This window comes from Bacillus sp. 2175 (assembly GCF_057812155.1).
Genome location: NZ_CM173819.1, coordinates 3,315,650 through 3,340,109, shown reverse-complemented (window position 1 = coordinate 3,340,109; position 24,460 = coordinate 3,315,650). Strand labels below are relative to the sequence as shown.

At 36.6% G+C, this 24,460-nt stretch carries 24 protein-coding genes and 1 pseudogene; 20 read left to right on the top strand and 5 right to left on the bottom strand.

Translation table 11 applies throughout. The features are described 5' to 3' along the window. Window positions 1-42 precede the first annotated feature (42 nt). The 3 genes and pseudogenes from gerSC to ACXKY9_RS17255 form a co-directional block, all read right to left on the bottom strand. The gene (gene gerSC, locus ACXKY9_RS17265; protein WP_001252212.1) at window positions 43-1,179 is read right to left on the bottom strand and encodes a spore germination protein GerSC; all 1,137 of its coding nucleotides are present in this window, start codon (window positions 1,177-1,179) and stop codon (window positions 43-45) included. Further along, a pseudogene (locus tag ACXKY9_RS17260) lies at window positions 1,180-2,258 on the bottom strand (endospore germination permease). Further along, the gene (locus tag ACXKY9_RS17255; protein ID WP_000534520.1) at window positions 2,255-3,793 is read right to left on the bottom strand and encodes a spore germination protein; all 1,539 of its coding nucleotides are present in this window, start codon (window positions 3,791-3,793) and stop codon (window positions 2,255-2,257) included. The pseudogene ACXKY9_RS17260 and the gene ACXKY9_RS17255 overlap by 4 nt, the downstream one beginning before the upstream one ends. 297 nt (window positions 3,794-4,090) lie before the next feature. On the opposite strand from ACXKY9_RS17255, the gene fdhF reads away from it, so the two are divergent. From fdhF to ACXKY9_RS17170, 17 genes are all read left to right on the top strand, one after another. Beyond that, entirely contained in the window at window positions 4,091-7,030 is a 2,940-nt protein-coding gene (gene fdhF / locus ACXKY9_RS17250) for a formate dehydrogenase subunit alpha (RefSeq protein ID WP_000999400.1), read from the top strand. A gap of 12 nt (window positions 7,031-7,042) precedes the next feature. Next, window positions 7,043-7,525, top strand: coding sequence for a helical membrane plugin domain-containing protein (locus ACXKY9_RS17245; RefSeq protein ID WP_000729897.1), 483 nt, complete (start codon window positions 7,043-7,045; stop codon window positions 7,523-7,525). A gap of 115 nt (window positions 7,526-7,640) precedes the next feature. Next, entirely contained in the window at window positions 7,641-7,985 is a 345-nt protein-coding gene (locus tag ACXKY9_RS17240) for a Na-translocating system protein MpsC family protein (protein WP_000039583.1), read from the top strand. Window positions 7,986-8,001: 16 nt separating this feature from the next. Next, entirely contained in the window at window positions 8,002-8,799 is a 798-nt protein-coding gene (fdhD, locus tag ACXKY9_RS17235) for a formate dehydrogenase accessory sulfurtransferase FdhD (RefSeq protein WP_000802689.1), read from the top strand. 16 nt (window positions 8,800-8,815) lie between these two features. Then, on the top strand, window positions 8,816-9,832 hold the full coding sequence (gene moaA / locus ACXKY9_RS17230; protein ID WP_000844124.1) for a GTP 3',8-cyclase MoaA: 1,017 nt from the start codon (window positions 8,816-8,818) through the stop codon (window positions 9,830-9,832). Between the two features lie 191 nt (window positions 9,833-10,023). Continuing rightward, the gene (locus ACXKY9_RS17225; RefSeq protein ID WP_000863998.1) at window positions 10,024-10,803 is read left to right on the top strand and encodes a formate channel; all 780 of its coding nucleotides are present in this window, start codon (window positions 10,024-10,026) and stop codon (window positions 10,801-10,803) included. Between the two features lie 24 nt (window positions 10,804-10,827). Beyond that, window positions 10,828-11,844, top strand: coding sequence for a molybdopterin-synthase adenylyltransferase MoeB (locus ACXKY9_RS17220; protein WP_000785269.1), 1,017 nt, complete (start codon window positions 10,828-10,830; stop codon window positions 11,842-11,844). A gap of 17 nt (window positions 11,845-11,861) precedes the next feature. Then, entirely contained in the window at window positions 11,862-13,169 is a 1,308-nt protein-coding gene (locus ACXKY9_RS17215) for a molybdopterin molybdotransferase MoeA (protein WP_000442196.1), read from the top strand. Next, window positions 13,150-13,614, top strand: a complete 465-nt coding sequence (gene moaE, locus ACXKY9_RS17210) for a molybdopterin synthase catalytic subunit MoaE (RefSeq protein WP_000438664.1) — start codon at window positions 13,150-13,152, stop codon at window positions 13,612-13,614. The genes ACXKY9_RS17215 and moaE overlap by 20 nt, the downstream gene beginning before the upstream one ends. Window positions 13,615-13,618: 4 nt before the next feature. Next, the gene (gene moaD / locus ACXKY9_RS17205) at window positions 13,619-13,855 is read left to right on the top strand and encodes a molybdopterin converting factor subunit 1 (protein WP_000583943.1); all 237 of its coding nucleotides are present in this window, start codon (window positions 13,619-13,621) and stop codon (window positions 13,853-13,855) included. Window positions 13,856-13,927: 72 nt separating this feature from the next. Continuing rightward, window positions 13,928-14,977 (top strand): P-loop NTPase, encoded by a 1,050-nt coding sequence (locus ACXKY9_RS17200; RefSeq protein WP_000957517.1) that lies wholly within the window; start codon window positions 13,928-13,930, stop codon window positions 14,975-14,977. Between the two features lie 15 nt (window positions 14,978-14,992). After that, a complete protein-coding gene (locus tag ACXKY9_RS17195) occupies window positions 14,993-15,217 on the top strand; it encodes a hypothetical protein (RefSeq protein WP_000752383.1) in 225 nt (74 codons plus the stop codon). A 42-nt stretch (window positions 15,218-15,259) separates the two neighbouring features. Next, the gene (locus ACXKY9_RS17190) at window positions 15,260-15,658 is read left to right on the top strand and encodes a hypothetical protein (RefSeq protein ID WP_000367289.1); all 399 of its coding nucleotides are present in this window, start codon (window positions 15,260-15,262) and stop codon (window positions 15,656-15,658) included. 183 nt (window positions 15,659-15,841) lie between these two features. After that, a complete protein-coding gene (locus tag ACXKY9_RS17185; RefSeq protein WP_000871347.1) occupies window positions 15,842-16,090 on the top strand; it encodes a DUF1294 domain-containing protein in 249 nt (82 codons plus the stop codon). A 92-nt stretch (window positions 16,091-16,182) separates the two neighbouring features. After that, complete coding sequence (gene rarD / locus ACXKY9_RS17180; RefSeq protein ID WP_000535537.1) at window positions 16,183-17,124, top strand: EamA family transporter RarD; 942 nt, start codon at window positions 16,183-16,185, stop codon at window positions 17,122-17,124. A 79-nt stretch (window positions 17,125-17,203) separates the two neighbouring features. Beyond that, entirely contained in the window at window positions 17,204-17,629 is a 426-nt protein-coding gene (locus ACXKY9_RS17175) for a divergent PAP2 family protein (protein ID WP_000447820.1), read from the top strand. Between the two features lie 99 nt (window positions 17,630-17,728). After that, the gene (locus ACXKY9_RS17170) at window positions 17,729-19,582 is read left to right on the top strand and encodes a terpene cyclase/mutase family protein (RefSeq protein ID WP_000928169.1); all 1,854 of its coding nucleotides are present in this window, start codon (window positions 17,729-17,731) and stop codon (window positions 19,580-19,582) included. 73 nt (window positions 19,583-19,655) lie between these two features. Here ACXKY9_RS17170 and ACXKY9_RS17165 read toward each other — a convergent pair whose 3' ends face one another. Further along, window positions 19,656-19,805, bottom strand: coding sequence for a YfhD family protein (locus ACXKY9_RS17165; RefSeq protein WP_001035818.1), 150 nt, complete (start codon window positions 19,803-19,805; stop codon window positions 19,656-19,658). A 275-nt stretch (window positions 19,806-20,080) separates the two neighbouring features. Here ACXKY9_RS17165 and fabG point away from each other — a divergent pair, with 275 nt between their 5' ends. Further along, window positions 20,081-20,821 (top strand): 3-oxoacyl-ACP reductase FabG, encoded by a 741-nt coding sequence (gene fabG, locus ACXKY9_RS17160; protein ID WP_000395042.1) that lies wholly within the window; start codon window positions 20,081-20,083, stop codon window positions 20,819-20,821. Between the two features lie 49 nt (window positions 20,822-20,870). Here fabG and dhaS read toward each other — a convergent pair whose 3' ends face one another. Continuing rightward, the gene (gene dhaS, locus ACXKY9_RS17155; protein WP_000080279.1) at window positions 20,871-22,355 is read right to left on the bottom strand and encodes an aldehyde dehydrogenase DhaS; all 1,485 of its coding nucleotides are present in this window, start codon (window positions 22,353-22,355) and stop codon (window positions 20,871-20,873) included. 274 nt (window positions 22,356-22,629) lie between these two features. Here dhaS and ACXKY9_RS17150 point away from each other — a divergent pair, with 274 nt between their 5' ends. After that, the gene (locus ACXKY9_RS17150) at window positions 22,630-22,908 is read left to right on the top strand and encodes a YhdT family protein (protein WP_000656239.1); all 279 of its coding nucleotides are present in this window, start codon (window positions 22,630-22,632) and stop codon (window positions 22,906-22,908) included. A gap of 3 nt (window positions 22,909-22,911) precedes the next feature. Next, window positions 22,912-24,345 carry a sodium/pantothenate symporter gene (gene panF, locus ACXKY9_RS17145; RefSeq protein WP_001104819.1) on the top strand — a complete coding sequence of 478 codons (1,434 nt, stop codon included), beginning with the start codon at window positions 22,912-22,914 and terminating at the stop codon, window positions 24,343-24,345. The last annotated feature ends 115 nt before the right edge of the window (window positions 24,346-24,460 follow it).

Sequence of the window (24,460 nt, the reverse complement as noted above, 5' to 3'; positions counted from 1 at the left end):
AACACGCTACTTATTCATATAAGAACAAGTAGCGTGTTTTTTCTATTTAATAATCCCATTTTCTAAAATTTTAATAGTTGGTGCCACTTTCACATTAGCTTTTGAAAAGGCACTCGGCCAATCAACTTCGACTTGTTTCCATTCTTTATATTGAAACGCTCTCGCATAATCACCAAATCCGAATGGATCAAGTTGCTGTTTTTGAATGTTGTGGATTAAATCGTTCAAATCTTTGTTTAGTTGTTTTGTAATAAGAGAAGTTAATTTCTTTCTATCTTTGTCTATATCCATATTGAATGTAAGTTCAGAGACAGCAATTTTCAAATCCATTTTAACATGAAATTTGAAGTGGTTATCGCTATAATCTGTATGGATATCACGATCCATGCTAAGAACATTTATTGTTACGAAATCGCCGCCATCGGTATCTTTTAAATCACTATTACTTTCAACTGAAGTAGAAGGGATTTTCAATGTAAGCGAAACCGGTGTATTCGCTTTCTTTTGTAACAAAAGAAGAAGGGCGCTTTCATAACGATTTAATGACATTTTATAAATTCCGCGAGAAGTTAATAGCGCGGAACCAGTAACGATAACATCCTTTTTACCTTTTTTTATTTCTGAAATAGCAGGTGTTATACCTTTATTAAACGTTTGCCTGTGAAATTCATGGAATGTCGTAAAAACGGTCCGATTGTACAGTTTGTTCGTATTAATTAAATCTGTTAAATACTCGGGAAGGGCAGGCTTATCTTTAAAGTTATTATATATAACTGAAGAAATTGGACCGTCTACTGCAACCATGCGCATGTTTCCAGTGTTTTTAGGATCACGATACCAAACATCAAGGTAAGGCATAGCCCCTTCTTGTTTTAAAAAATTTGTGCTAAATAAAATGAGCTGTAACTTTTCTGTAGATACTAAACCGCCACTTGAACTATTAAACGTTGCTTTTGCTTCTCGAGGTGTACGTACTTTCGCTTCATGTGTTTCGTACTTTTTTTCTACGTCTTCATTAAAAATAGGATTTACGTGGTACACAATTAATTTTCCTTTTGCTTTTGCATCAAAGCCGTAAATTAATGAAATCGATTGTTTTTCTAAGTCGAGTCGATCTCCACAGCCTGTTAAAAAGGTTATGAGAAAGTAAAGTATAGTGAAATGAATAAAGCGCCTCATTTAAACTCTGCTCCTTTTCCAATGCTGATAAAGTGTCATGTATAAGAGAAATACGACCGGGAATAGAAAAACGATAAAATAACTTGCAGTTCCCCAAAATTCTCGCAACGCACTTATTTGGTAAGAGGAAGGGATATAAAAGAATAAGATGAAGATACACCCGAATAATAAACCATAAATAGGTAATGAACTCCTTTTTTTGTTAAGTAATTGATTGATTCCATCTGAAGCAGTAAAAATATAAGGAATGCAAGAATCAAAAATAATAAAGAGATAAAATGACAAAAAGATAATTTCAAATCGCTCAAGAAATGAGAAGTGAAATGGTGTAACGAGAGAAAGGGTAGGCCATAAAAACTTAGTTATACCATCTGGGCTAAAATAAAGGAAAGAAACGAACGTCACTTGCAGGTAAACGAATAAAGTAATCAAATTCGCAAGAACAATCCCTTTTTTTGCAGATGATTTATTACTGAGGTAAGGATAAAGGACGAATGCAAACTCAAATCCGAGAAAGGCAATAATAGTTGATTTTACTGTGTTGAAAACTGGTATCCATCCCTCTTTAAGGAGAGGAAGAAGATAGATCCAATGCCCATCTTTAAGTGGGATAAATAATAGTAATGGCATCCAGAGTGTAAATAAGACAGTAAAAACAGCATAGCGGCTAATAATAAGAACACCTTTATATGCGAGCATTACCATTGGAATAGATAATAGCATCATGATTAAAAACATTGGAGATCTAGGCAAAATCCAAATGTGAATAACGTATAAGAGGGAAAAAATTAAAGAAACCGCTGCAAGAACAGCATATAAAATCCAAAAAATCATTCCTACTCTTCCTAACCATTTTCCAAGATAACGAGTTAGCACATCAAGTAAATGGTAACCAGGATGCTTCTCCATGATTTTTACAATACATAGACTGACCCTATAATAATAGACATCCAGCCATCTGTATTCGCCCCTTGGGCCACTTCACGTGGCAGTGTAAGTACACCGAATCCTACTTGAACACCACTAATCGTTAAAATGTATTGAAATAAACTAATCTCCCTCTTTACACGCTTTGTCACTTATCTTCCTCCTTTTCTTCTATATCCGGTTGTCGATTTTCTTGTTTTAAGTTAAGGGATAGTGGTCGTTTCTTCATTAGTTTCCATGGCAAACGCACAAGAACGTCTTTTAAATCCGTAGCAAATGATGGAGAAAAAGGACTACCGTAAGGAACACCAAGTGAGTCCATAGAAAGAATATGGATGATGATAACTGACATTCCAACCATAATTCCAATGACTCCGAATAAAGAAGCGATTATCATCATTGGAAAGCGAAGAATCCGAACTCCTGCTGACATTTCCAGATTGGGAATGATAAAAGAAGCGACTGCGGTAATAGATACGACGATAACCATAACATTACTTACGATTCCTGCTTGAACTGCAGCTTGTCCAATAACAATCCCTCCTACGACGCCAATTGTTTGTCCGACGGGACCGGGAAGTCGAACTGCAGCTTCGCGTAGCATTTCAAGTACTAATTCCATCAAAAGTGCTTCTAATATAGGCGGAAAAGGAATTTTGGCTCGAGATTCTCCAATTGTTAACAATAATTTAAGTGGAATTACTTCATAATGAAAGGAAATCATAGCAATATAAAGAGCAGGAGCAAATATTGCAATAAATAGTCCAGTGAAACGAAGGAGTCGTATAAAAGATGGAATCATAGGTCTGAAGCTGTAATCATCTATCGTCTGAAAAAAGGATGAAAAGGTCATAGGTCCTATTAATACGCCTGGTGAGCGATCTACAATAACGGCAATTCGCCCATCTAGAATATGATGTGTTGTTGTGTCAGGACGTTCAGTTATTGATAATTGCGGAAAGAGAGTAAAGGAATTATCTTCAACAAATCCCTCTAATTCACCAGTAGTAAGAATCGCATCAACTTTTACTGACTCGATACGGGATGCCATTTCTTTTACGACATTTTCGTTCGCAACATCTGCTAGATAAAGCAAAAAAACCTTTGAAGTAGCTCGTTCACCAACAGTGAATTCCTTCACTTTCAATTCGCGATTTGGAATATATCGACGAATAAGTGCAAGGCTGTCGCTCGCTACTTCATTAAATCCTTCGTGTGAGCTTTTTATGGAGCTCTCTGTTGTAGGTTCTTCAATGCTCCTTTTTGGTGCCGCTTGCGTATCAAGCTCTAAAGCGGATAGTTGCCCGTTTATAAATAAAATACTTTTGCCGTGTAAAAGAGATTGTTCAATGTCTGTCCACTGTTGAACTTTTTTAATATTTCCGATAGAAACAGAGGCTTCCCAAAAATCGTCTTCATTCCACTCTTTAAATAAGAGAGGACGAAGAATGTTTACGTTAATAACAGTTTTGTCTACAAGTCCTTCCATATATATAAGTGCAGCTTCCTGTCCGTTTTTTAATGGAAAAGTGCGTGTTATTAATTCTGGAATACCGCTAAACAGTTTGGACAAGTGCTTTAAATTAAGGGAAAGGGAAGAAGAGATAGATTTATTTAATGTGTGATTAGCTTGCTCTTGGGTAGAAAAAGATTTTTCACCACGAATCCATTTATTAAAAGACCCCATTTGTTCGCTTACTCCTTGTTATGTTTTATATGGATTATTATGGATAGTTACAAGCTGACATATGCGTAGTTTAAATTTTATATTGTATATTTTTAACTTTAACGCTATAATTATAGTGTTAAAGATGGAATCGTGATATGACCTGTTATGAATCTATCGTTTTATTTATGAATAAATGGATTGGTATTTTAGCAAGATGTGCTAATAAACTACTCCACCATGATGATAGCGTGCCAAAAATGTGGTGCGTATATTTTCGTGGTGGAGTTTTTTTATTCTCAAAAAGGGGGAAAGACCATGAATGACAACATGGTTCATATTACAATTGACGGAAAAAAGTATACAGCGGAGCCTGGTTCGACGATATTGGGTGTTATTAATGAGAACGGGATTGAACATCCGCAAATTTGTTACGTGCCAGAAGTAGATCCTATTCAAACATGTGACACTTGTATTGTAGAAGTTGACGGAAAGTTAATGCGTTCTTGTTCGACGATAGCAACGGAAGGTATGAACATTGAACGTGCTTCTGTTCGCGCAAAAGAAGCACAAACAGAGGCGATGGATCGGTTACTAGAAAATCATTTATTATACTGTACAGTATGTGACAACAACAATGGGAACTGTAAACTGCATAATACAGCAGAATTAATGGAAATCGAACATCAAAAATATCCGTATGAACCGAAAGTAGATGTAAGTGAAGTTGATATGACGCATCCGTTTTATCGCTATGATCCTAATCAATGTATTGCATGCGGTCAATGCGTTGAGGTGTGTCAAAACTTACAAGTAAATGAAACGTTATCGATAGACTGGGAAGCGGAACGCCCACGAGTTATTTGGGATAAAGGAGTAAATATTAATGATTCTTCATGCGTTAGCTGTGGTCAATGTGTAACGATTTGTCCTTGTAACGCTTTAATGGAGAAAACGATGCTCGGTGAAGCTGGATTTATGACGGGATTAAAACCAGATATTCTTGAACCGATGGTAGATTTAATTAAAGAAGTTGAGCCTGGGTATAGCGGTATTTTTGCGGTATCAGAAGTGGAAGCGGCCATGCGTGATACTCGTACGAAGAAAACGAAAACAGTATGTACATTTTGTGGTGTAGGTTGTTCGTTTGAAGTGTGGACGAAGGGGCGTAAAATCCTTAAAGTACAGCCATCTTCAGATGCACCAGTTAATGCAATTTCCACTTGTGTAAAAGGGAAATTTGGTTGGGATTTCGTAAATTCTAAAGAACGAATAACAAAACCTTTAATTCGTAAAAATGGAACGTTTGTTGAATCTACATGGGAAGAAGCACTGAATGTAGTTGCAAATAAATTAGGCGCTATTAAAGAAGAGTACGGTAAAGGTTCTATTGGATTTATTTCTTCCTCTAAAATTACAAATGAAGACAATTATGTAATTCAAAAATTAGCTCGACAAGTATTTGGAACGAATAATATTGATAACTGCTCACGTTATTGCCAATCACCAGCAACGGATGGTTTGTTCCGTACAATTGGTATCGGCGGTGATGCCGGAACGATTAAAGATATTGCGCAATCTGGTCTTGTTATTATTGTGGGATGTAATCCGACAGAAGGTCATCCTGTTCTAGCTACACGTATTAAACGTGCACATAAATTACACGGACAAAAGTTAATTGTAGCTGATCTTCGTAAAACCGAAATGGCAGAGCGATCAGATGTCTTTATTAGTCCAAAACAAGGAACAGATCAAGTATGGTTAATGGCTGTTACGAAATATATGATCGATCAAGGTTGGCATGATCAGGAATTTATTAATGAGAATGTAAACTTCTTTGAAGATTTCAAAGAGAGCCTAGAAGAATATACACTTGAATATGCAGAAGAAGTAACAGGTATTTCAAAAGAAACACTTATTCAAATGGCTGAAATGATTCGTGATGCAGATGGTACATGTATCCTTTGGGGTATGGGGGTAACGCAAAATACAGGTGGTTCTGATACTTCCGCTGCAATTTCAAACTTACTTCTTGCAACAGGGAACTATCGTCGTCCAGGAGCAGGTGCATACCCACTTCGAGGTCACAATAACGTACAAGGTGCTTGTGATATGGGTACTTTACCAGGATGGCTTCCAGGATATCAGCACGTTACTAACGAAATGGAACGTGCGAAATTTGAAACTGCTTACGGAGTGAAAATTGATAGTGAACCAGGTCTTAATAATATTGAAATGCTTCACGCAATTGACGAAGGAAAAATGAAAGCAATGTATCTTGTCGGAGAAGATATGGCTCTTGTAGATTCTAATGCAAATCATGTACATGAAGTGTTATCTAGCCTTGATTTCTTCGTTGTGCAAGATGTTTTCCTTTCTAAAACTGCTCAATATGCAGATGTTGTATTACCAGCAGCGCCATCTCTTGAGAAAGAAGGTACTTTCACAAATACAGAGCGCCGTGTCCAAAGATTATATCAAGTTCTTCCTACGCTAGGAGACGCGAAACCAGACTGGTGGATCGTCCAGGAAGTTGCGAATAAACTAGGTGCAAACTGGAATTATAGCCACCCAAGTGAAATCTTTGCTGAAATGGCAAGTTTATCACCATTGTTCTCGCAAGCGAACTATGAAGTGCTTGAAGGATGGAACAGTTTCCATTGGGGAAGTTTTGATGGAACAAATACACCACTTCTGTTCCAAGATGGATTTAACTTCCCAGATAAAAAAGCTCGTTTTGCGATTGCTGACTGGGTACGTCCAGCTGAATTTCCAGCTGAGTTCGACCTTCACATTAACAACGGTCGTATGCTTGAGCATTTCCATGAAGGGAATATGACAAATAAATCAACAGGTATTCAAACGAAAGTACCTGGTGTTTTCGTTGAAATCTCTCCAGACCTTGCAAAAGAACGTGGCGTAAAAACAGGTTCGTTAGTTCGTCTTGTCTCTCCTTTTGGAGCATTAAAATTACGTGCACTCGTTACAGATCGTGTAAAAGCGAATGAGTTATATTTACCGATGAACTCTACAGATAACGAAACGGCAATTAATTTCTTAACAGGTCCTGCTGTGGATGTACGTACGAATACACCTGCGTATAAACAAACGAAAGTGCGTATGGAAGTGTTAGAAGTTGATGGCGAAAATCCGATGCCAAAAGCGAACCCACGCAATAAAAAACGTCACCCTCAAGCTGGCATTGAGGTACATCGTAAGTGGGCACGTCCAGGGTATGTGCATTTAACGGATAAGTAGGAGGAGAAAACTATGGCTGCACCTATAAAAATGATTCAAAAACAAGAATTAACTGAGGAAGAAATAAAACAGCAAAAATTAGATGATTTAAAGGAGCTTTTAACTAATAATGAAGAAGCTCTAAATCAGATGTTTAATATAGTAGGGGAATTAAATGACATTGGAATGCTAGAAGCTGCAAATTCTATGCTGAAAGCGAAAGAACCAATTGCAAAGATCGTTCTAGGTCAAGTAACTCGTGAGCCTGTTACAAATTTAATTAATAATATGATGGGTGCTGCAGGGGCGTTAACTGAACTTGACCCAGAACTTACGAAAAAGCTTATAGGTAGTTTATTAGTCGGGCTAGAAGAAGGTAATGAACATCTAGAAAGTAATAAAAAAGTAGGGGTATTCGATCTTATGAAAGTATTGAAAGACCCAGATATTAACCGTGCTATCGGGTTTGGGCTTCATTTCTTAAAAGGTATGGGGAAAGGGTTAAAAGACGAATAAACTTCATGAAGTGAACCTTTCCGCCTAAATATTTGTACGAAATAGTTTGGGCGGAAGGCTCATTTTGGTAAAATATATAATAAAGTAAAATGAGGCTTTTGGGAGGTATGATTGTATGTCAAAAAAAGTACATGAATTTAATGATATGATACGAAAACTTCGAAAAGAACTTTTCGGAAAAGGACCAGAACGAATTCATACTGTTTTTGCAGAAAATATGGCTATAGCGACTCTTTATGGAAACTTAACACCTACTGAAAAATTTATTTCAAGTACGATGGACGGTGCGGAAATGGTTCATATGGCTAGAACGAAAATGATTCAAGAGGTGTATGCTGTGAATTCACGTGAACATTTGGAGGAACTTGTTGGAGCGAAATTAGTGAATTTGTTTTCAGATATGAAAGTAGAAGAAGATATTGCAGTTTCTGTATTTGTTTTTGATAAAAATATAACGTGAGAGAAGGATACTGATCGTGAAACCGATACAGGTAGAAAGAGAAATCTTTCGTTATGAACAAGGAGCATTTAAACATATAGAGGACAGCATTGTAACAGAGTTTCCTGTCACCATTAAAATGAACGGACAGGAGTTTGTTACAATGGTTAGTACTCCAGAATATATAGAAGATATGGTAATAGGCTTCTTAGCGTCTGAAGGAATCATTCGGAAGTATGAAGATATTGATAGTGTATGGGTGCAGGAGAAAGAAGGATTTGTGCATGTAACAACGACAAAAGTAAATCCGTATTATGAACAAATGCAAAATAAACGCTATATTACGTCTTGTTGTGGTATGAGTAGGCAAGGGTTTGTTTTTGCAAATGATGCACTAAGTGCAAAAAAAATGAAGGGTGTCCATGTACAGGTTGCTGCAGAGGATTGTTTTCGGTTAATGAAAGAAATGCAGCAATCTGCGGATACGTTTCATCATACTGGTGGGGTTCATAATGCAGCTTTATGTGATGTGAATGGTATTATTTTAAGTCGAATGGATATTGGTAGGCATAATGCATTAGACAAAATTTACGGTTATTGTTTAAGAAACGATATTTCTATAAAAGATAAAATCATTGTTTTTAGTGGTCGTATTTCTTCGGAAATATTATTGAAAGTTGCAAAAATCGGTTGTGAAATTATACTATCAAAATCAGCTCCAACTGAGTTAGCTTTGCAACTAGCGGAAGATTTAGGTATTACGACAATAGGATTTATTCGTAATCACTCCTTAAATGTATATACCCATCCAGAACGTGTTTTAAATATAAAATAAAAGTGAGGCAATGAAGATGAAATCAGTTACATTAGACAAGTTGCAACGTCCGTTAAAGGATTTACGCATTTCAGTTACTGATCGCTGTAATTTTCGCTGTCGATATTGTATGCCAGAAGAAATATTTGGTCCTGATTACTCGTTTTTGTCTAATGATAAAATTTTATCTTTTGATGAAATTGAAAGGATAACACGTATTTTCGTTTCTTTAGGTGTGAGAAAATTACGGATTACGGGCGGAGAACCGTTACTTCGAAGAGGGCTTCCAAAGCTTATTGAGCGCCTTAATAAAATTGATGGTGTAGAAGATATCGGTTTAACAACCAATGGATCGTTACTTAAAAAGTTTGCTCCTGATTTATATAAGGCGGGACTATCACGTGTAACAGTTAGCTTAGATTCCTTAGAAGAAGAGCGGTTTTTCTATTTAAATGGTAATAGGAGCAAAGTGCAAAGGGTTCTGGAAGGAATACAGGCTGCAGCTGAAGTTGGAATGAAAATTAAAATAAACATGGTCGTTCAAAAGGGAAAAAACGAACAGGACATTTTGCAGATGGCGCAATATTTTAAGGAAAATAAGCATATTCTTCGTTTTATTGAGTATATGGATGTTGGAAATTATAATGGTTGGGATTTAAAAGAGGTCGTCTCTAAACAAGAAATAGTAGATACGATTCATCAAGTTATGCCGTTAGAACGGATAGAAGCAAATTATTCTGGTGAAGTGGCTACTAGGTATCGTTATATAGGAAGCGATGAGGAAATAGGTATTATTTCATCAGTAACAGATTCTTTTTGCTCATCATGTACGAGAGCTCGTATTTCTGCAGAAGGAAAATTATATACTTGCTTATTTGCTTCTAAAGGAAATGATTTAAGAGAATTGCTTCGTTCTGAACATACAGATGAGGACATTACAGATGTAGTACGCGATATATGGAATAATAGGGAAGATCGTTATTCAGATGAACGCTTAAATCATACAAATAAGAAAACAATACCTAAAATTGAAATGTCACATATCGGTGGTTAATATATAAAGCTAGCTTCATAGTGAAAAATGGAAAATTTACAAGAGTTGTGGATTTTCTATTTTATAGTAAAAGTGATGATTGATATCTCTGTAAAAGATGTGCAGAGAAATTAAGCAGCATTCAAAAACCTTTATTTTGAGGAGGTTTTTTGAAGCTGCTTTTTTATTTGGAGAAAATGGAGGAATGGGTAATGGCATTTCATAAGCCGGAACAAATTGCTGAGCTTGTCATTGAGGCCGGTGTTCAAAAAGTAAGACAGACATTGCCAGCGATGCTTATTCTCGGTTTTTTAGGAGGAGCGTTTATTGCGATAGGTTTTTTACTTAACATTCGAGTTTTAGGGAATTTACCTGAGCGCTGGGGAAGTCTAGTGAATGTTTTAGGAGGAGCAGTATTTCCTGTTGGACTCATGCTCGTAGTATTAGCAGGAGGAGAATTAATTACGGGAAATATGATGTCACTGTCTATGGCGCTTTATGCAAAGAAAATTACATTGATAAGCGTACTGAATAACTGGGTTTGGATTACTCTCATGAATTTTATTGGGGCAATTTTCGTTGCGTATTGCTTTGGGCATCTTGGCGGATTAACAGAGGGAGAGTATTTAAATAAAACGGTAGCGATAGCGGAAGGGAAGTTACATGAATCATTTGGGAGAACTTTAATTTTAGCAATTGGTTGTAATTGGCTCGTTTGTCTTGCTCTTTGGCTCGCTTACGGGACGAGTGATTTTGTCGGAAAAATCATCGGAATTTGGATTCCAATTATGGCATTTGTAGTGATTGGATTTCAGCAAGTAGTAGCAAATATGTTTGTCATTTCCGCTGTTATTTTTGCTGGTCATCTAACGTGGATGGATTTGGCTAAAAATTTTGTTCCTGTTTTTATCGGAAATGTAATTGGAGGAGCTGGGTTTGTTGGTTTTGCTTACTTTGCTTGTTATCAGAAACAACATTCTAATATGAAATAGAGTTCTTGAGAGGAAGGGTATGTAATGGCTGATCGGTATTCACGACAACAGTTGTTCAAACCAATTGGGAGTAAAGGACAAGAAAAAATTCGAAATAAACATGTGTTAATTGTAGGGGCAGGCGCATTAGGAAGTGCAAGTGCCGAAAGTTTCGTACGTGCAGGTGTTGGCAAGTTGACGATTATTGATCGTGACTACGTTGAATGGAGTAATTTACAAAGGCAACAATTGTACTCTGAACAAAATGCGAGAGAGAAAATGCCGAAAGCAATTGCTGCAAAAAATCGGCTAGAACAAATTAATTCGGAAGTACAAATACATGCTTTCGTAATGGATGCAACTTCAGAAAATATGGAAGGTCTATTAAAAAATGTAGATGTAATCATTGATGCAACAGATAATTTTGATATTCGATTTGTAATAAATGATTTATCACAAAAACATAATATTCCGTGGGTATATGGTTCTTGCGTTGGATCGTATGGTATGAGTTATACAATTATTCCACAAGAGACACCGTGTTTACATTGTATGCTTAAAAATATTCCTGTTACAGGTGTGACATGTGATACCGCTGGAATTATTAGCCCTACTGTTCAAATCGTCGCAGCATATCAAGTGGCAGAAGCACTCAAAATTTTAGTGGAAGATTTCTCAGCAATTAGAAAAACATTTTTCATGTTTGATATATGGAGTAATCAAAATCATTTTATAAAATTAGGGAAAATAAAAACAGACGCTTGTCTCTCATGCGGTTCAAATCGAACTTATCCTTATTTATTATACGAAAATCAAACGAAAGCAGCTGTTTTATGCGGAAGAAATACAGTTCAAATTAGAACAGTAGACAATAGGAAATACAATTTTGATGATATAGAAAAAGTATTACAAAAACTGGGGAAAGTAGATCGGAATCCGTATTTACTATCTTGCCAATTCGATGATTACCGCGTGGTTGTTTTTCGAGATGGTCGTGTTTTTATTCATGGTACAAATGATATTTCGAAAGCGAAACAACTATATTATCGCGTATTCGGTTAATAGAGAGGGTGTCAACAATGGAAAGAAGAGTGCCAATTACGGTTGAAGAAGCTGTTCGTAAAGTGATGGGATTTGCTGATAAAGGCTTAAAGGAGCTATTACCAATTGAATTAGCTTATGGACGTATATTAGCAGAGGATTTAGTAGCTGACCATGATGTACCGTCATTTAATCGTTCGCCATATGACGGATTTGCTATTCGAGCAGAAGATACTAATTTAGCAAGTTATGAAACGCCAATTGTATTTGAAGTAGTGGGTGAAATTGGTGCAGGATCGCTATTCCATGAGAAAGTAGCTCCGTTTCAAGCAGTTCGAATTATGACGGGAGCACAAATTCCGAATGGGTGTGATGCGGTTGTTATGTTAGAGCTGACTCGTCAATATGAGAAGAATGGCAACAATTATATGGAAGTGAAGCGATCATTCAAAAAGGGCGACAATATTTCTTTTCAAGGTGAAGATGCTCGTAAAGGAACGGTTCTTGCAAAGAAAGGATCGTACATTAATCCAGGTATTTCAGCTCTTCTTGCTACATTCGGTTATAGTGAAGTACCAGTTGCGAGAAAGCCTGTAATTGGACTGTTAGCGACTGGGAGTGAATTACTGGATGTCAATGATTCATTACAGCCAGGGAAAATCCGAAACAGTAATACGTACATGATATTGTCTCAAATTCGAAGAGCGGGCGGAAGAGTAAAATATTTTGGGAAGTTTAGTGATGATTTTAATACGTGTTTTACAGCTGTGAAAGAAGCGCTTGGCCAAGTAGATATGTTAATTACAACGGGCGGTGTATCAGTAGGAGATTATGATTATTTACCAGCTATTTACGAAAAGTTAGGTGCATCTGTTCTTTTTAATAAAGTTGCAATGCGACCAGGAAGTGTTACGACTGTAGCACAATTAAATGGCAAGTTATTATTTGGTTTATCAGGAAATCCATCAGCTTGTTACGTAGGGTTTGAATTATTCGTAAGACCGTGTATTCGGACGTATATGTTTAGTGAAAAAGTACATTTAAAAAGAGAAAAAGCGTTATTAGGAGAAGATTTTCTAAAACCGAATCCATTTACAAGATTTGTACGAGCAAAATTGCAATATGATGAGGGGAAATTAATCGCTTATCCATCAGGGTTTGATAAATCTAGCTCAGTTTCTTCATTGGCAAAATCCAACGCGTTTATCGTATTGCCGGGCGGGACAAGAGGATATAAAAAAGATATGTTTGTCGATGTTCTTTTATTAGAAGATAACGAAGGTAGTGAATGGCCTTGGACATTTCATAAAGTGAGAGGTGGTTTTAATGGAACAAGTGCTATTTGAGATTGTAGATAATCCGATTTTAGTTGAAGAAGTAACGAATAAAGTCGCAAGAAGAGAAGCAGGTGCGATTACAACATTTATTGGTACGGTGAGAGAATTAACAAAAGGAAAACGAACGCTACATTTAGAGTATGAAGCATATAAACCGATGGCAGTAAAACAACTTATGAGAATTGGAGAAGAAATTTGTGAAAGATGGCCGGATACAAAAGTAGCAATTACGCACCGTGTAGGGCGGCTAGAAATAATGGATATTGCGGTAGTCATTGCAGTTTCATCACCGCATCGTAAAGTAGCTTATGAAGCGAATGAGTACGCGATTGAACGTATAAAACGAATTGTTCCAATTTGGAAAAAAGAATTTTGGGAAGATGGAACGATGTGGATTGGAGATCAACTTGAAAATACACCATATCCAGAAGGAAAACCAAAGAAGGAAGAATGAGAAAATGATTATAATTTTATTGTTTGCAAATTTGCGTGAGGAAGTTGGATCGGATCGATTAGTGATTTCAGAAAAGCAAGAAATGACAGTGCAACAATTAAAAGAATGGCTTAAAGCCAGCTATTGTTTACAATCGTTGGATAAAGTGATGGTCGCTGTTAACGAAGAGTTTGTAATGAATGAAGAGATGATAAAAGCTGGAGATATAGTCGCATTAATCCCGCCTGTTAGCGGTGGATGATAAGTTTTTTCACCAGATGAAGCGCCAAGAAAATGTTGTATATAAATTAGAATAAGAGAAGGGATGAGTTCTATGCTTACTCAAGAACAAATAATGAATGCATTAAAACATGTAGAGGATCCAGAGTTACACAAAAGTGTTGTAGAATTAAATATGGTTAGAAATATACAAATGAACGGAACAAAGGTTAAACTTGAAGTAGTACTAACAATCCAAGGTTGTCCGTTAAAAGCAAAAATTCAGCAAGATATTGAAGAATCACTTCACGCAATTGGTGCCTCTAAAGTGGAGGTAACATTTGGTTCTATGACACAAGAAGAACGTACAGCTTTAACAGAGAAATTAAAGAAAAATACTAGAACAGAAACTGGTATGCCGAGCATGCTTCGCCCGGATTCAGGAGTACGTTTTATTACTGTAACGAGTGGAAAAGGCGGAGTTGGAAAATCAACGGTGACAATTAATCTTGCAACTGCACTAGCGCGTATGGGCAAAAAAGTGGGGATACTAGATGCAGATATATATGGTTTTAGTATTCCAGCTATGATGGAAACGAATAAGAAACCAACGATGATTGATCAAACGGCAATTCCAGTCATTAGTCACGGTGTTAAAATCATGTCGATGGGATTTTTTACAGAAGGAAATAACCCAGTTATGTGGCGCGGACCGATGCTAAATAAATGGATTCAAAATTTTCTTGCGAATACGCACTGGGGAGAATTAGATTATTTATTACTTGATTTACCACCAGGTACAGGAGATGTTGCGATCGATGTTGCAGCGATGATTCCGCAAGCGAAAGAAATAATTGTTACAACTCCGCACAATGTAGCTTCATTCGTTGCTTCAAGAGTCGGTGTAATGGCAAAACATACGAAGCATGAGATTTTAGGTATTGTGGAAAATATGGCTTATTATGAAGAACAAGATGGATCGAAAAATTATCTCTTCGGAAAAGGCGGCGGCGAAATGCTTGCAGAACAATTGCAAACAGAAGTAATTGCTCAAATACCTTTTGCGAAACGTGAAGAAAATAATGGTTCATCTGTATATGATGAAGATTCTCTTGTTGGAGAAGTGTTTACATCGTTAGCTGAGGATATTATTTATAGAGGATAGAGGGGGAAGTTTAGTATGGCATGTAACATTGATCATTCTATTGAAGATGTGATGAATAAGCTTGAAAGTCAAAAGAGTTTTTTATCAGAAGAGATTTTTAAAGGGTTAAAAAATTTTTTACAAGGTAATCACTCACAAGAAATATTAAATGATGTATTTCATCTTTTAAAAAAGTATGACTTAGTAAGTGAAGAAGAAAGAGAGACGAGAAATAATCAATTATTGTTGATTATAAAATAAGTATACTTTGGCTTTTGTTTTGTAACAGGAGGGGTAAATGGAATGGATATGAAAAAGATGATTGAAATGATAGAAGCAACAAAAGTGACTAAAGAAGAATTATCAATTTCTACTTTACATCAAGAGCTTGTGAAGTTATATAGTCAAAAAAATGTTGCTCATTATACCGAGTTATTAAAGTATATTTTATCATTATCCGTGCAGCTCAACCTACATCTTGTATTGAAATATTTTGGCGTGCGACCGGTTGTTGCGACAGATGAGCGTATGCAATTTCAAGAGATATTTAAATGCTTAGCTAAGAAAGATGAGAATGGGGAATGGTTTCTAAATTTTGTTTCTTTATATGTAGGGCTAATTGTAGTTCTTCGTTTTGATGAGAAAGTGATTGAGAGCAATTTTTTTGATGATATGGTAGTGGATGAATGTAATGAAATATAGGATTCTGCTCATAACATTTTTCTATATTAAATGCTTTAACTGCGATTTTAGTTGGTTATGTAAATATGAAGGTAACTAATTAAGAAAAAGGAATGAAACTAGTTGGATAAAAAGAGTTCTTCAGTTGTTTCCGTCGTTTTTTCGTGTTACCATTAAGCGAATTTTTCATAAGGAGAGAAAGCGATGAAATGGATTTATTTTCTTATTATTAACATTATAGCTTTTAGCCTTATGGGGCTTGATAAACGAAAAGCGAAGAAGAAACAGTGGAGAACGCCAGAAAGTACGTTGTTTTTATCAGCGGCAGTTGGGGGAGCAGTTGGAACTTGGATTGGCATGTATATGTTTCATCATAAAACTCATAAAAAGAAATTTGTTTTCGGCATACCGTTACTTGTTGTAATAACGGTATGTTTATTATTCGTTGTATGAGAAATGTCGAAAGAAATGCAGATTGATTATTGGTAAAGTGAGCATGTGAGACCGTATAATGGAGAAAAAATGAGAAGAGGAGAAAAAGGAAGATGGGGAGTCAATCAGCAGAGCAAAAAAAAGGGATACTATATGCGGCTGGTGCTTACACGATGTGGGGAATCCTACCGATTTATTGGAAATGGGTTGAGGAAGTTCCAGCAGATGAAATATTAGCACACCGCATCGTTTGGGCGTTTGTTTTTATGTTACTCGTATTAGGTGTTACGAAGAGGTTTCGCCAGTTTATTGGGGAATTTGTGAATCTTTTTAAACGACCTAAATTATTAATGTCATTAACAATAGCTTCAGTCTTGATTAGTGGAAACTGGTTTGTTTACATATGGGCCGTTAATCATAATCATGTTATTGAAGCGAGTCTTGGCTATTATATTAATCCGCTTATTAGTATTTTACTTGGTACAGTCGTTTTAAAGGAAAAGTTAAACTTCTGGCAATATGTTGCAGTTGGTTTAGCTGGAGTGGGGGTTATCATTTTAACAGTACGTTTCGGGGCTATCCCGTGGGTTTCTTTATCACTTGCCCTTTCATTTGGATTATACGGATTAACGAAAAAATTGTTAAACTATGATGCGACAATTGGACTTACGATGGAAACGATGTTAGTAACGCCGTTTGCGATTATTTATCTAGTAATGACAGGAGTACATGGTTTCGGCTCATTTGGCTCTATCTCAATGTTATCGACATTACTATTAATAGGAGCGGGTATTGTTACAGCTCTACCACTTTTTTATTTTGCAAAAGGAGCCCAACTTATTCCGCTTTATATGGTAGGTTTTTTACAATATATTGCACCAACAATTAGCTTAATTTTAGGTGTATTCGTATTTGGTGAACATTTCACATCTACTCATATGATTGCATTTTTCTGTATATGGGTTGCATTATTTGTATTCTCGGTAGCGAAGACTAAGTTTTTAGTGCAGAAACAACCGAAATTTATAAAAAATAAATCAGCAAAAGTATCATAATGCGTAGTATTTTCTACGCATTTTTCTTTATACTGATACTATATAGGATTTCCATTATAGCTAGTAAGGAGCTGAGAACATGGAAACAATTTTACATAATGATCCGCTTATGGCAGCTGTAATTTCATGGTTTTTAGCACAATTAACGAAAGTAGTCTTTAAATTAGTTAAAACAGGTGAATTTGATTTTGCAAAGTTTTTTGCTTCAGGTGGGATGCCAAGTTCTCATGCTTCAACAGTTACAGCGCTTGCTACAGGAGTTGGAGTAGTGGAAGGTGTGGAAAGCTCGATGTTTGCGGTTGCTACTATTTTTGCCATTATTGTTATGTATGATGCTTCAGGAGTAAGGCTTGCAGTAAGTAAACAAGCAAAAATATTGAATGACTTTTTTCACGGTAGAGAAACAGAATATAAGAAGTTAAATGAACTTGTTGGGCATACACCGTATGAAGTAGTAGTCGGTGCTTTATTAGGAATTATTGTCGGAGTAGGGTATTGTTTATGAGCAGAACATTTTATATGTTCTGCTTTTCTTTGTTTTTATACATATTCAGCTACCTTTTTGAATATCGTTATACGGATTTCGAAAGGGTGGGTGAGTAACTTGTTATTATATGAAAAAGTGTATGAAGAAATAGCGAGAAGAACAACTGCACTTCAAACAATGCAACGGCAAGATGGTACGTGGCGGTTTTGTTTTGAGGGAGCGCCATTAACAGATTGTCATATGATTTTTTTATTAAAATTATTAGGTAGAGATAAAGAGATAGAACCGTTTGTAAAAAGATTAGCATCACTCCAAACAAATGAAGGAACATGGAAATTGTATGAAGATGAGGTGGGTGGTAATTTATCTGCTACAATTCAATCTTATGCTGCCTTACTTGCATCGGAAAAATATACAAAAGAAGATGCGAATATGAAGCGAGCGGAAATGTTTATAAATGAGCGCGGTGGGGTAGCGCGTGCTCATTTTATGACGAAGTTTTTATTAGCGATTCATGGAGAATATGAATATCCTTCTCTCTTTCATTTGCCAACACCAATTATGTTTCTGCAGAATGATTCCCCTCTCAGTATATTTGAACTGAGTAGCTCAGCACGTATTCATTTAATTCCGATGATGTTGTGTTTAAATAAAAGATTTCGAGTAGGGAAAAAGTTATTGCCAAATTTAAATCACATTGCAGGCGGGGGCGGAGAATGGTTTCGGGAGGATCGGTCTCCAGTTTTTCAAACGTTAGTAAGTGACGTGAAGAAAATTATAACGTATCCACTTTCTTTGCATCATAAAGGATATGAGGAAGTAGAACGTTTTATGAAAGGGCGTATTGATGAAAATGGAACATTATATAGCTACGCAACTGCCTCGTTTTATATGATTTATGCTTTACTTGCATTAGGACATTCTATTCAATCACCAATTATTGAGAAGGCTATAATGGGAATTACATCTTATATATGGAAGATGGAGAGAGGGAGCCATTTGCAAAACTCTCCGTCAACTATATGGGATACAGCTTTACTCAGTTATGCTTTGCAAGAAGCTCAAGTTCCGAAAGTAAGTAAAGTGATTCAAAATGCATCAGCGTATTTACTAAGAAAACAGCAAACGAAGAAAGTAGATTGGAGTGTACATGCACCGGATCTCTTCCCAGGTGGTTGGGGCTTTTCGGATGTGAATACGACGATTCCAGATATTGATGATACAACTGCTGTGTTAAGAGCGTTGGCGCGAAGTAGAGGGAACGAAAATGTAGATAATGCTTGGAAGCGAGCGGTTAATTGGGTTAAAGGATTGCAAAATAATGATGGTGGTTGGGGAGCTTTTGAAAAAGGGGTAACGAGCCGTATATTAGCAAATTTACCAATCGAGAATGCAAGTGATATGATTACAGATCCTTCTACACCAGATATTACAGGAAGAGTGCTAGAATTTTTTGGGACGTATACGCAAAATGAATTGCCCGAGAAACAAAAACAAAGTGCGATAAATTGGTTAATGAATGTACAGGAAGAAAATGGATCGTGGTATGGGAAATGGGGAATTTGTTATATATATGGTACGTGGGCAGTGTTGACTGGTTTACGGTCACTAGGAATACCATCTAGCGATTCATCATTGAAACGAGCCGTTTTATGGCTTGAACATATACAGCATGAAGATGGTGGCTGGGGAGAATCTTGCCAAAGTAGTGTGGAAAAAAGATTTGTTACTTTGCCATTTAGTACACCATCCCAAACAGCATGGGCGTTAGATGCCCTCATTTCTTACTATGATAAAGAAACGCCAGTTATTCGAAAAGGTATTTCATATTTGCTCTCCAACCCTTATATAAATGAAAAATATCCTACTGGAACAGGTTTACCAGGTGGGTTTTATATTCGTTATCATAGTTATGCTCATATATATCCGTTGCTTACTTTGGCTCATTATGCAAAAAAATATAGAAAATAAACCGAGAGATGTCTCTCGGTTTATTTTGTTGGGTAGTAGGTCCCTTTTGAAAAGAATAAGGTTGTGATGTACCTTATTTTTCGGTTGATTGGCGCTTTTGACGTGCATCAGCGGCATTTGCACGTGCGTTTGCTTCTAAGTCATTGTGGTCAGCGAGTTCGCGAGAGAACTCAACATCAATGCCATCAGTTGTTTTGCTTTGTTTGAAATTTTTTTTATTCATTCGACACAATCTCCTTGCAATTTATCCCGCATAACGGGTAGTAAAACTCCCACCTTAAAACTCAGATGGAACAAAGAAGCTAGGTGGGAGATTAAATGCCCGATTGGTGAGGGCTGATAATCAGTGGGGGATGAACAAACTTCCCACTAATTAAAGTTTCACTTTATGCGACGTTGCAAAGTTAGTTTGACACAAATAGACTTTTTTATACAAAGAGGAGTTGGAAAGTAAAAAGCCGAAATATACAGTATAAGTAATAGAAATGGGGGATAGGAATGGAGTTTTTAAATGGGAAAACAGCTGTTGTAACAGGAGCTGCACAGGGAATTGGAAAAGAGATTGCAAGGGTTTATGCAAAGCTAGGGGCGAAAGTATTAATTAGCGATGTAAATGAAGAGACGCTACAAAAAACGACACGTGAGTTATCAGATGAAGGATATGAAGTGTGCTCATATCGATGTGATGTGAGTAATCAAAATGAAGCAAAGTCGTTAATTGAATATGCGGTTCAAAAATTTGGTACATTACATATTTTGGTGAATAATGCTGGAATTACAAGAGACGCAATGTTACATAAAATGGAGAAATCTGCTTGGGAACAAGTATTACAAGTGAATTTAACTGGAGTTTTTTATTGTATGCAACCAGCGCTTCTTTATATGAGACAACAAGGATATGGAAGAATTATTAATATTTCTTCTATAAGTAGAGAGGGGAATATTGGACAGGCAAATTATGCTGCAACGAAAGCTGGAGTTGTAGGATTAACGAAAACAGCAGCGAAAGAAGTTGGAAGTTTCGGTATTACTTGTAATGCGATTTGTCCGGGGTTTATGGATACAGATATGACCAAAACGATACCAGATAAAGTGAAAGAAAAGATGGTTGGCGCTATTCCAGTTGGTAGAATTGGAACGCCAGAAGATATTGCGAACGCAGCAGCCTTTTTAGCATCAGAATACGCATCTTATATTACAGGTGAAGTATTAAATGTGAGCGGAGGACTGCAAATTTAAAGGAATACATAATGAAAAGAACCTGACCGGATAGGTCAGGTTCTTTTCATTAATTTAAGTTAAGCCAAACGCTCTTTACTTCTGTATAGTTATTTAATGCATAAGATCCCATTTCACGGCCAAGACCAGATTGTTTAAATCCTCCAAATGGAGATGCTGCATCAAAAACGTTATAACAGTTTACCCACACTGTACCTGCACGTACTTTGCTTGCAACATAGTGTGCTGTTTTAACATTTTCTGTCCATACACCAGCCGCTAAGCCGAATTGTGATTTATTTGCACGTTCAATTACTTCATCAATATCGTTAAATGGTATTGCAGAAATAACTGGACCGAAAATTTCTTCTTTTGCGATCGTCATTTCATCATTTACGTCAGCGAATACTGTAGGAGAAACGAAGTAGCCTTGATCGAATGGATTACTTCCTCCGCAAAGTACTTCAGCGCCTTCTTCAATCCCTTTTTCAATGTAGCCCATTACACGTTTTTGTTGTTCTTCAGAAACGAGAGGACCAATTGTTGTTTCAGGGTTAAGACCGACACCTTGATTTAGTTTTTTAGAATAGAGGACGAGATCAGCCATGACATTATCATACATTTTCTTCGGAACAAATAAGCGTGATCCAGCAGAGCATACTTGTCCTTGGTTAAACATAACACCAGAAAGTGCACCAGGAATCGCGCGAGATAAATCAGCATCCGGCAAGATGATATTTGGTGATTTACCGCCTAACTCAAGTGTAACGCGTTTTAATGATTCGGATGCTTGTCGCATAATTTGTTTACCGACAGGAGTAGAACCGGTAAATGCAATTTTATCAACGAGTGGATGATTAACGAGAGCTTGTCCAGCTGATTCACCGAATCCAGGTACGATATTAATAACACCTTTCGGGAATCCAGCTTCTTCAATTAATTCAGCTAAGTATAGAGCAGATAGTGGAGTTTGTTCTGCAGGTTTTAAAACGATTGTACATCCTGTAGCAAGCGCTGCTCCCATTTTCCACATTGCCATAAGAAGCGGGAAGTTCCAAGGAATAATTTGACCAACGACACCAACAGCTTCATGGCGTGTATAGTTAAAGTAATCACCGGAAACAGGAATTGTTTGACCAACGATTTTCGTAGCCCAGCCAGCGTAATAGCGCATATGCTCAATTGCAAGTGGGATGTCTGCTGCCATTGTTTCACGGATTGGCTTTCCGTTATCTAATGTTTCGAGCTGTGCGAGCTCTTCTTTATGTTCTTCCATTAAATCAGCTAACTTGTACATGAGACGGCTTCGCTCAGCAGTGCTCATACGAGACCAAGGACCTTCGTCAAAAGCCATACGAGCTGCGACTACAGCTTTATGAATATCTTCGCGACCAGCTTCAGAAACGACGGCAAGTGTTTCACCAGTTGCTGGGTTAGGTGTTTTAAATGTTTTACCGGAAGCGCTTTCAATGAAAGATCCATTCACATATAACTTTTTTGTACCTTGAAGAAACTTCTCTACCTTTTCATGAAGATTTACAGCTAGTTGACTCATTGTATAACCCCCTTGAAAATATAATGTAAACGCAGTACGAGACGGCGCTTATTCCGAAATCAAGGATGTGGAAACTAGATGGAAAGCCTCTAATTAAAATCATAATTAAGAAATACTGAAAATTCAAATTTCATTCGTGTTACAATTGTAAAAAATATGTAATGTAAGAGAATCTTCTATATGATTATAAAAAAATCCTGCTTGTTTTTGCTTTCTAGTAGGAAAAACTAGAAGAACAATGGTACAATAATACATCGTGAGAGGAGGGGTAAAAATGAAAGATTATCATGATGATCCACGCTTTCGAATAGCCCATAGAGAAGCGTTAATTGGTCTTGGACTTGCTATTATTAATTTTATAATTTGGTACGGATTTGCTTATGGGCTTGGTAGTAAAAATCCGAATGAATATACATATGTATTAGGTTTTCCCGCATGGTTTTTTTATAGCTGTATCGTTGGATTTATCGTTATGGTTATTTTACTTAGTTTAGTTGTTCGTTTTGTATTTCAAGATATTTCACTCGATGAGGAAGAAAAAAGTGAGGAATAATAGATGAATTGGTATGTAATCATTCCAATGATAATTTCGTTTATCGTTGTATTTTTAATTGGTGTATATGCTTCAAGACGCGTGCAAGCAACTGCTCATAATAAATTTTTGCAAGAATATTTTCTTGGTGGGCGTGAGCTAGGCGGTTTATTATTAGCGATGACAATGATTGCTACGTACGGTAGTGCAAGTAGCTTTATTGGTGGCCCTGGTATTGCTTACAATATGGGTCTTGGATGGGTACTGTTATCTGCGATTCAAGTTGTAACAGGGTATATCGTTTTAACGGTTATCGGTAAAAAGTTTGCAATTATCGCTAGGAAGATGGAAGCAATTACTCTTATCGATTATTTAAAAGGGAGATACAATAATAAAGCAGTTGTTATACTTTCTGCGTTATGTATTATTATCTTTTTATTTTCAGCGACAGTAGCCCAGTGGGTCGGTGGTGGACGATTAATCGAGTCACTAACGGGGCTATCGTATACAACAGCACTATTTTTATTTACTTTTTCTGTACTTGTGTACGTATTAATTGGTGGATTTCGTGCAGTTGCTCTATCAGATACATTATTAGGAATCATTATGTTAGTTGGAACAACAATCATTTTAATTGCTACTGTCATTGCTGGTGGTGGAATTGAAAAGATTATGCAGGAACTTGTTCAAATTAATCCAAAGTTAATTACACCATTCGGAGCAGATGGCAGTTTAACGAAATCATATGTTACATCATTTTGGATTTTAATTGGAATTGGCGTTGTCGGTTTACCGCAAATTAGCGTGCGTGCCATGTCTTATAAAAATTCAAAAGCGATGCACCAAGCTTTAATAATTGGAACCGTTGTCGTTGGCACAATTATGATCGGTATGCATTTAACAGGTGTATTTGCAAGAGTAGTACTTCCAGGTATAACGGTACCAGATAAAGTAATGCCGCTACTTGCGATGGAAGTGTTGCCACCTTGGTTAGCTGGAGTTTTCTTAGCTGCACCGATGGCAGCGATTATGTCTACAGTAAACTCTTTATTATTACTTGTAAGCTCGTCAATTATTAAAGATATATACGTAAATTACATAAATAAAGATGCAGCAGACAGTACGATAAAAAAAGGAAGTTTGTGGATTACGGGTATTGTAGGACTACTCGTTTATGCAGCGGCAATTAAACCACCAGATTTTTTAATATGGCTAAATTTATTTTCTTTCGGTGGATTAGAAGCAGCATTCATTTGGCCAATCGTATTAGGGTTATATTGGAGGAAAGGAAATGCTACAGGAGCGCTTGCGTCTATTTTAGTTGGGGTAGGCTCATATATGTGTATTCATCTTTTCTATCCAAATCCGTTCGGTATACATACAGTTGTCTTCCCGATTTGTTTTGCGTTTATCGCTTACATCATTGGAAGTATGAGTGCTGTAAAAAAAACAGTATAGGTTAGCTGAAGAAACGTAGTCCTTATAAGACTGCGTTTTTTTGTGTGAATTTGTTCATTTTTTATTCTGTATATCCACGGTTATTCATAAATTAATAACAACTGAGGGGATGGAG

Coding starts and splice junctions, on each gene's coding strand:
- gerSC (WP_001252212.1), bottom strand. CDS start 1,179: ATGAGGCGCTTTATTCATTTCACTATACTTTACTTTCTCATAACCTTT.
- ACXKY9_RS17255 (WP_000534520.1), bottom strand. CDS start 3,793: ATGGGGTCTTTTAATAAATGGATTCGTGGTGAAAAATCTTTTTCTACC.
- fdhF (WP_000999400.1), top strand. CDS start 4,091: ATGAATGACAACATGGTTCATATTACAATTGACGGAAAAAAGTATACA.
- ACXKY9_RS17245 (WP_000729897.1), top strand. CDS start 7,043: ATGGCTGCACCTATAAAAATGATTCAAAAACAAGAATTAACTGAGGAA.
- ACXKY9_RS17240 (WP_000039583.1), top strand. CDS start 7,641: ATGTCAAAAAAAGTACATGAATTTAATGATATGATACGAAAACTTCGA.
- moaA (WP_000844124.1), top strand. CDS start 8,816: ATGAAATCAGTTACATTAGACAAGTTGCAACGTCCGTTAAAGGATTTA.
- ACXKY9_RS17225 (WP_000863998.1), top strand. CDS start 10,024: ATGGCATTTCATAAGCCGGAACAAATTGCTGAGCTTGTCATTGAGGCC.
- ACXKY9_RS17220 (WP_000785269.1), top strand. CDS start 10,828: ATGGCTGATCGGTATTCACGACAACAGTTGTTCAAACCAATTGGGAGT.
- ACXKY9_RS17215 (WP_000442196.1), top strand. CDS start 11,862: ATGGAAAGAAGAGTGCCAATTACGGTTGAAGAAGCTGTTCGTAAAGTG.
- moaE (WP_000438664.1), top strand. CDS start 13,150: ATGGAACAAGTGCTATTTGAGATTGTAGATAATCCGATTTTAGTTGAA.
- moaD (WP_000583943.1), top strand. CDS start 13,619: ATGATTATAATTTTATTGTTTGCAAATTTGCGTGAGGAAGTTGGATCG.
- ACXKY9_RS17200 (WP_000957517.1), top strand. CDS start 13,928: ATGCTTACTCAAGAACAAATAATGAATGCATTAAAACATGTAGAGGAT.
- ACXKY9_RS17195 (WP_000752383.1), top strand. CDS start 14,993: ATGGCATGTAACATTGATCATTCTATTGAAGATGTGATGAATAAGCTT.
- ACXKY9_RS17190 (WP_000367289.1), top strand. CDS start 15,260: ATGGATATGAAAAAGATGATTGAAATGATAGAAGCAACAAAAGTGACT.
- ACXKY9_RS17185 (WP_000871347.1), top strand. CDS start 15,842: ATGAAATGGATTTATTTTCTTATTATTAACATTATAGCTTTTAGCCTT.
- rarD (WP_000535537.1), top strand. CDS start 16,183: ATGGGGAGTCAATCAGCAGAGCAAAAAAAAGGGATACTATATGCGGCT.
- ACXKY9_RS17175 (WP_000447820.1), top strand. CDS start 17,204: ATGGAAACAATTTTACATAATGATCCGCTTATGGCAGCTGTAATTTCA.
- ACXKY9_RS17165 (WP_001035818.1), bottom strand. CDS start 19,805: ATGAATAAAAAAAATTTCAAACAAAGCAAAACAACTGATGGCATTGAT.
- fabG (WP_000395042.1), top strand. CDS start 20,081: ATGGAGTTTTTAAATGGGAAAACAGCTGTTGTAACAGGAGCTGCACAG.
- dhaS (WP_000080279.1), bottom strand. CDS start 22,355: ATGAGTCAACTAGCTGTAAATCTTCATGAAAAGGTAGAGAAGTTTCTT.
- ACXKY9_RS17150 (WP_000656239.1), top strand. CDS start 22,630: ATGAAAGATTATCATGATGATCCACGCTTTCGAATAGCCCATAGAGAA.
- panF (WP_001104819.1), top strand. CDS start 22,912: ATGAATTGGTATGTAATCATTCCAATGATAATTTCGTTTATCGTTGTA.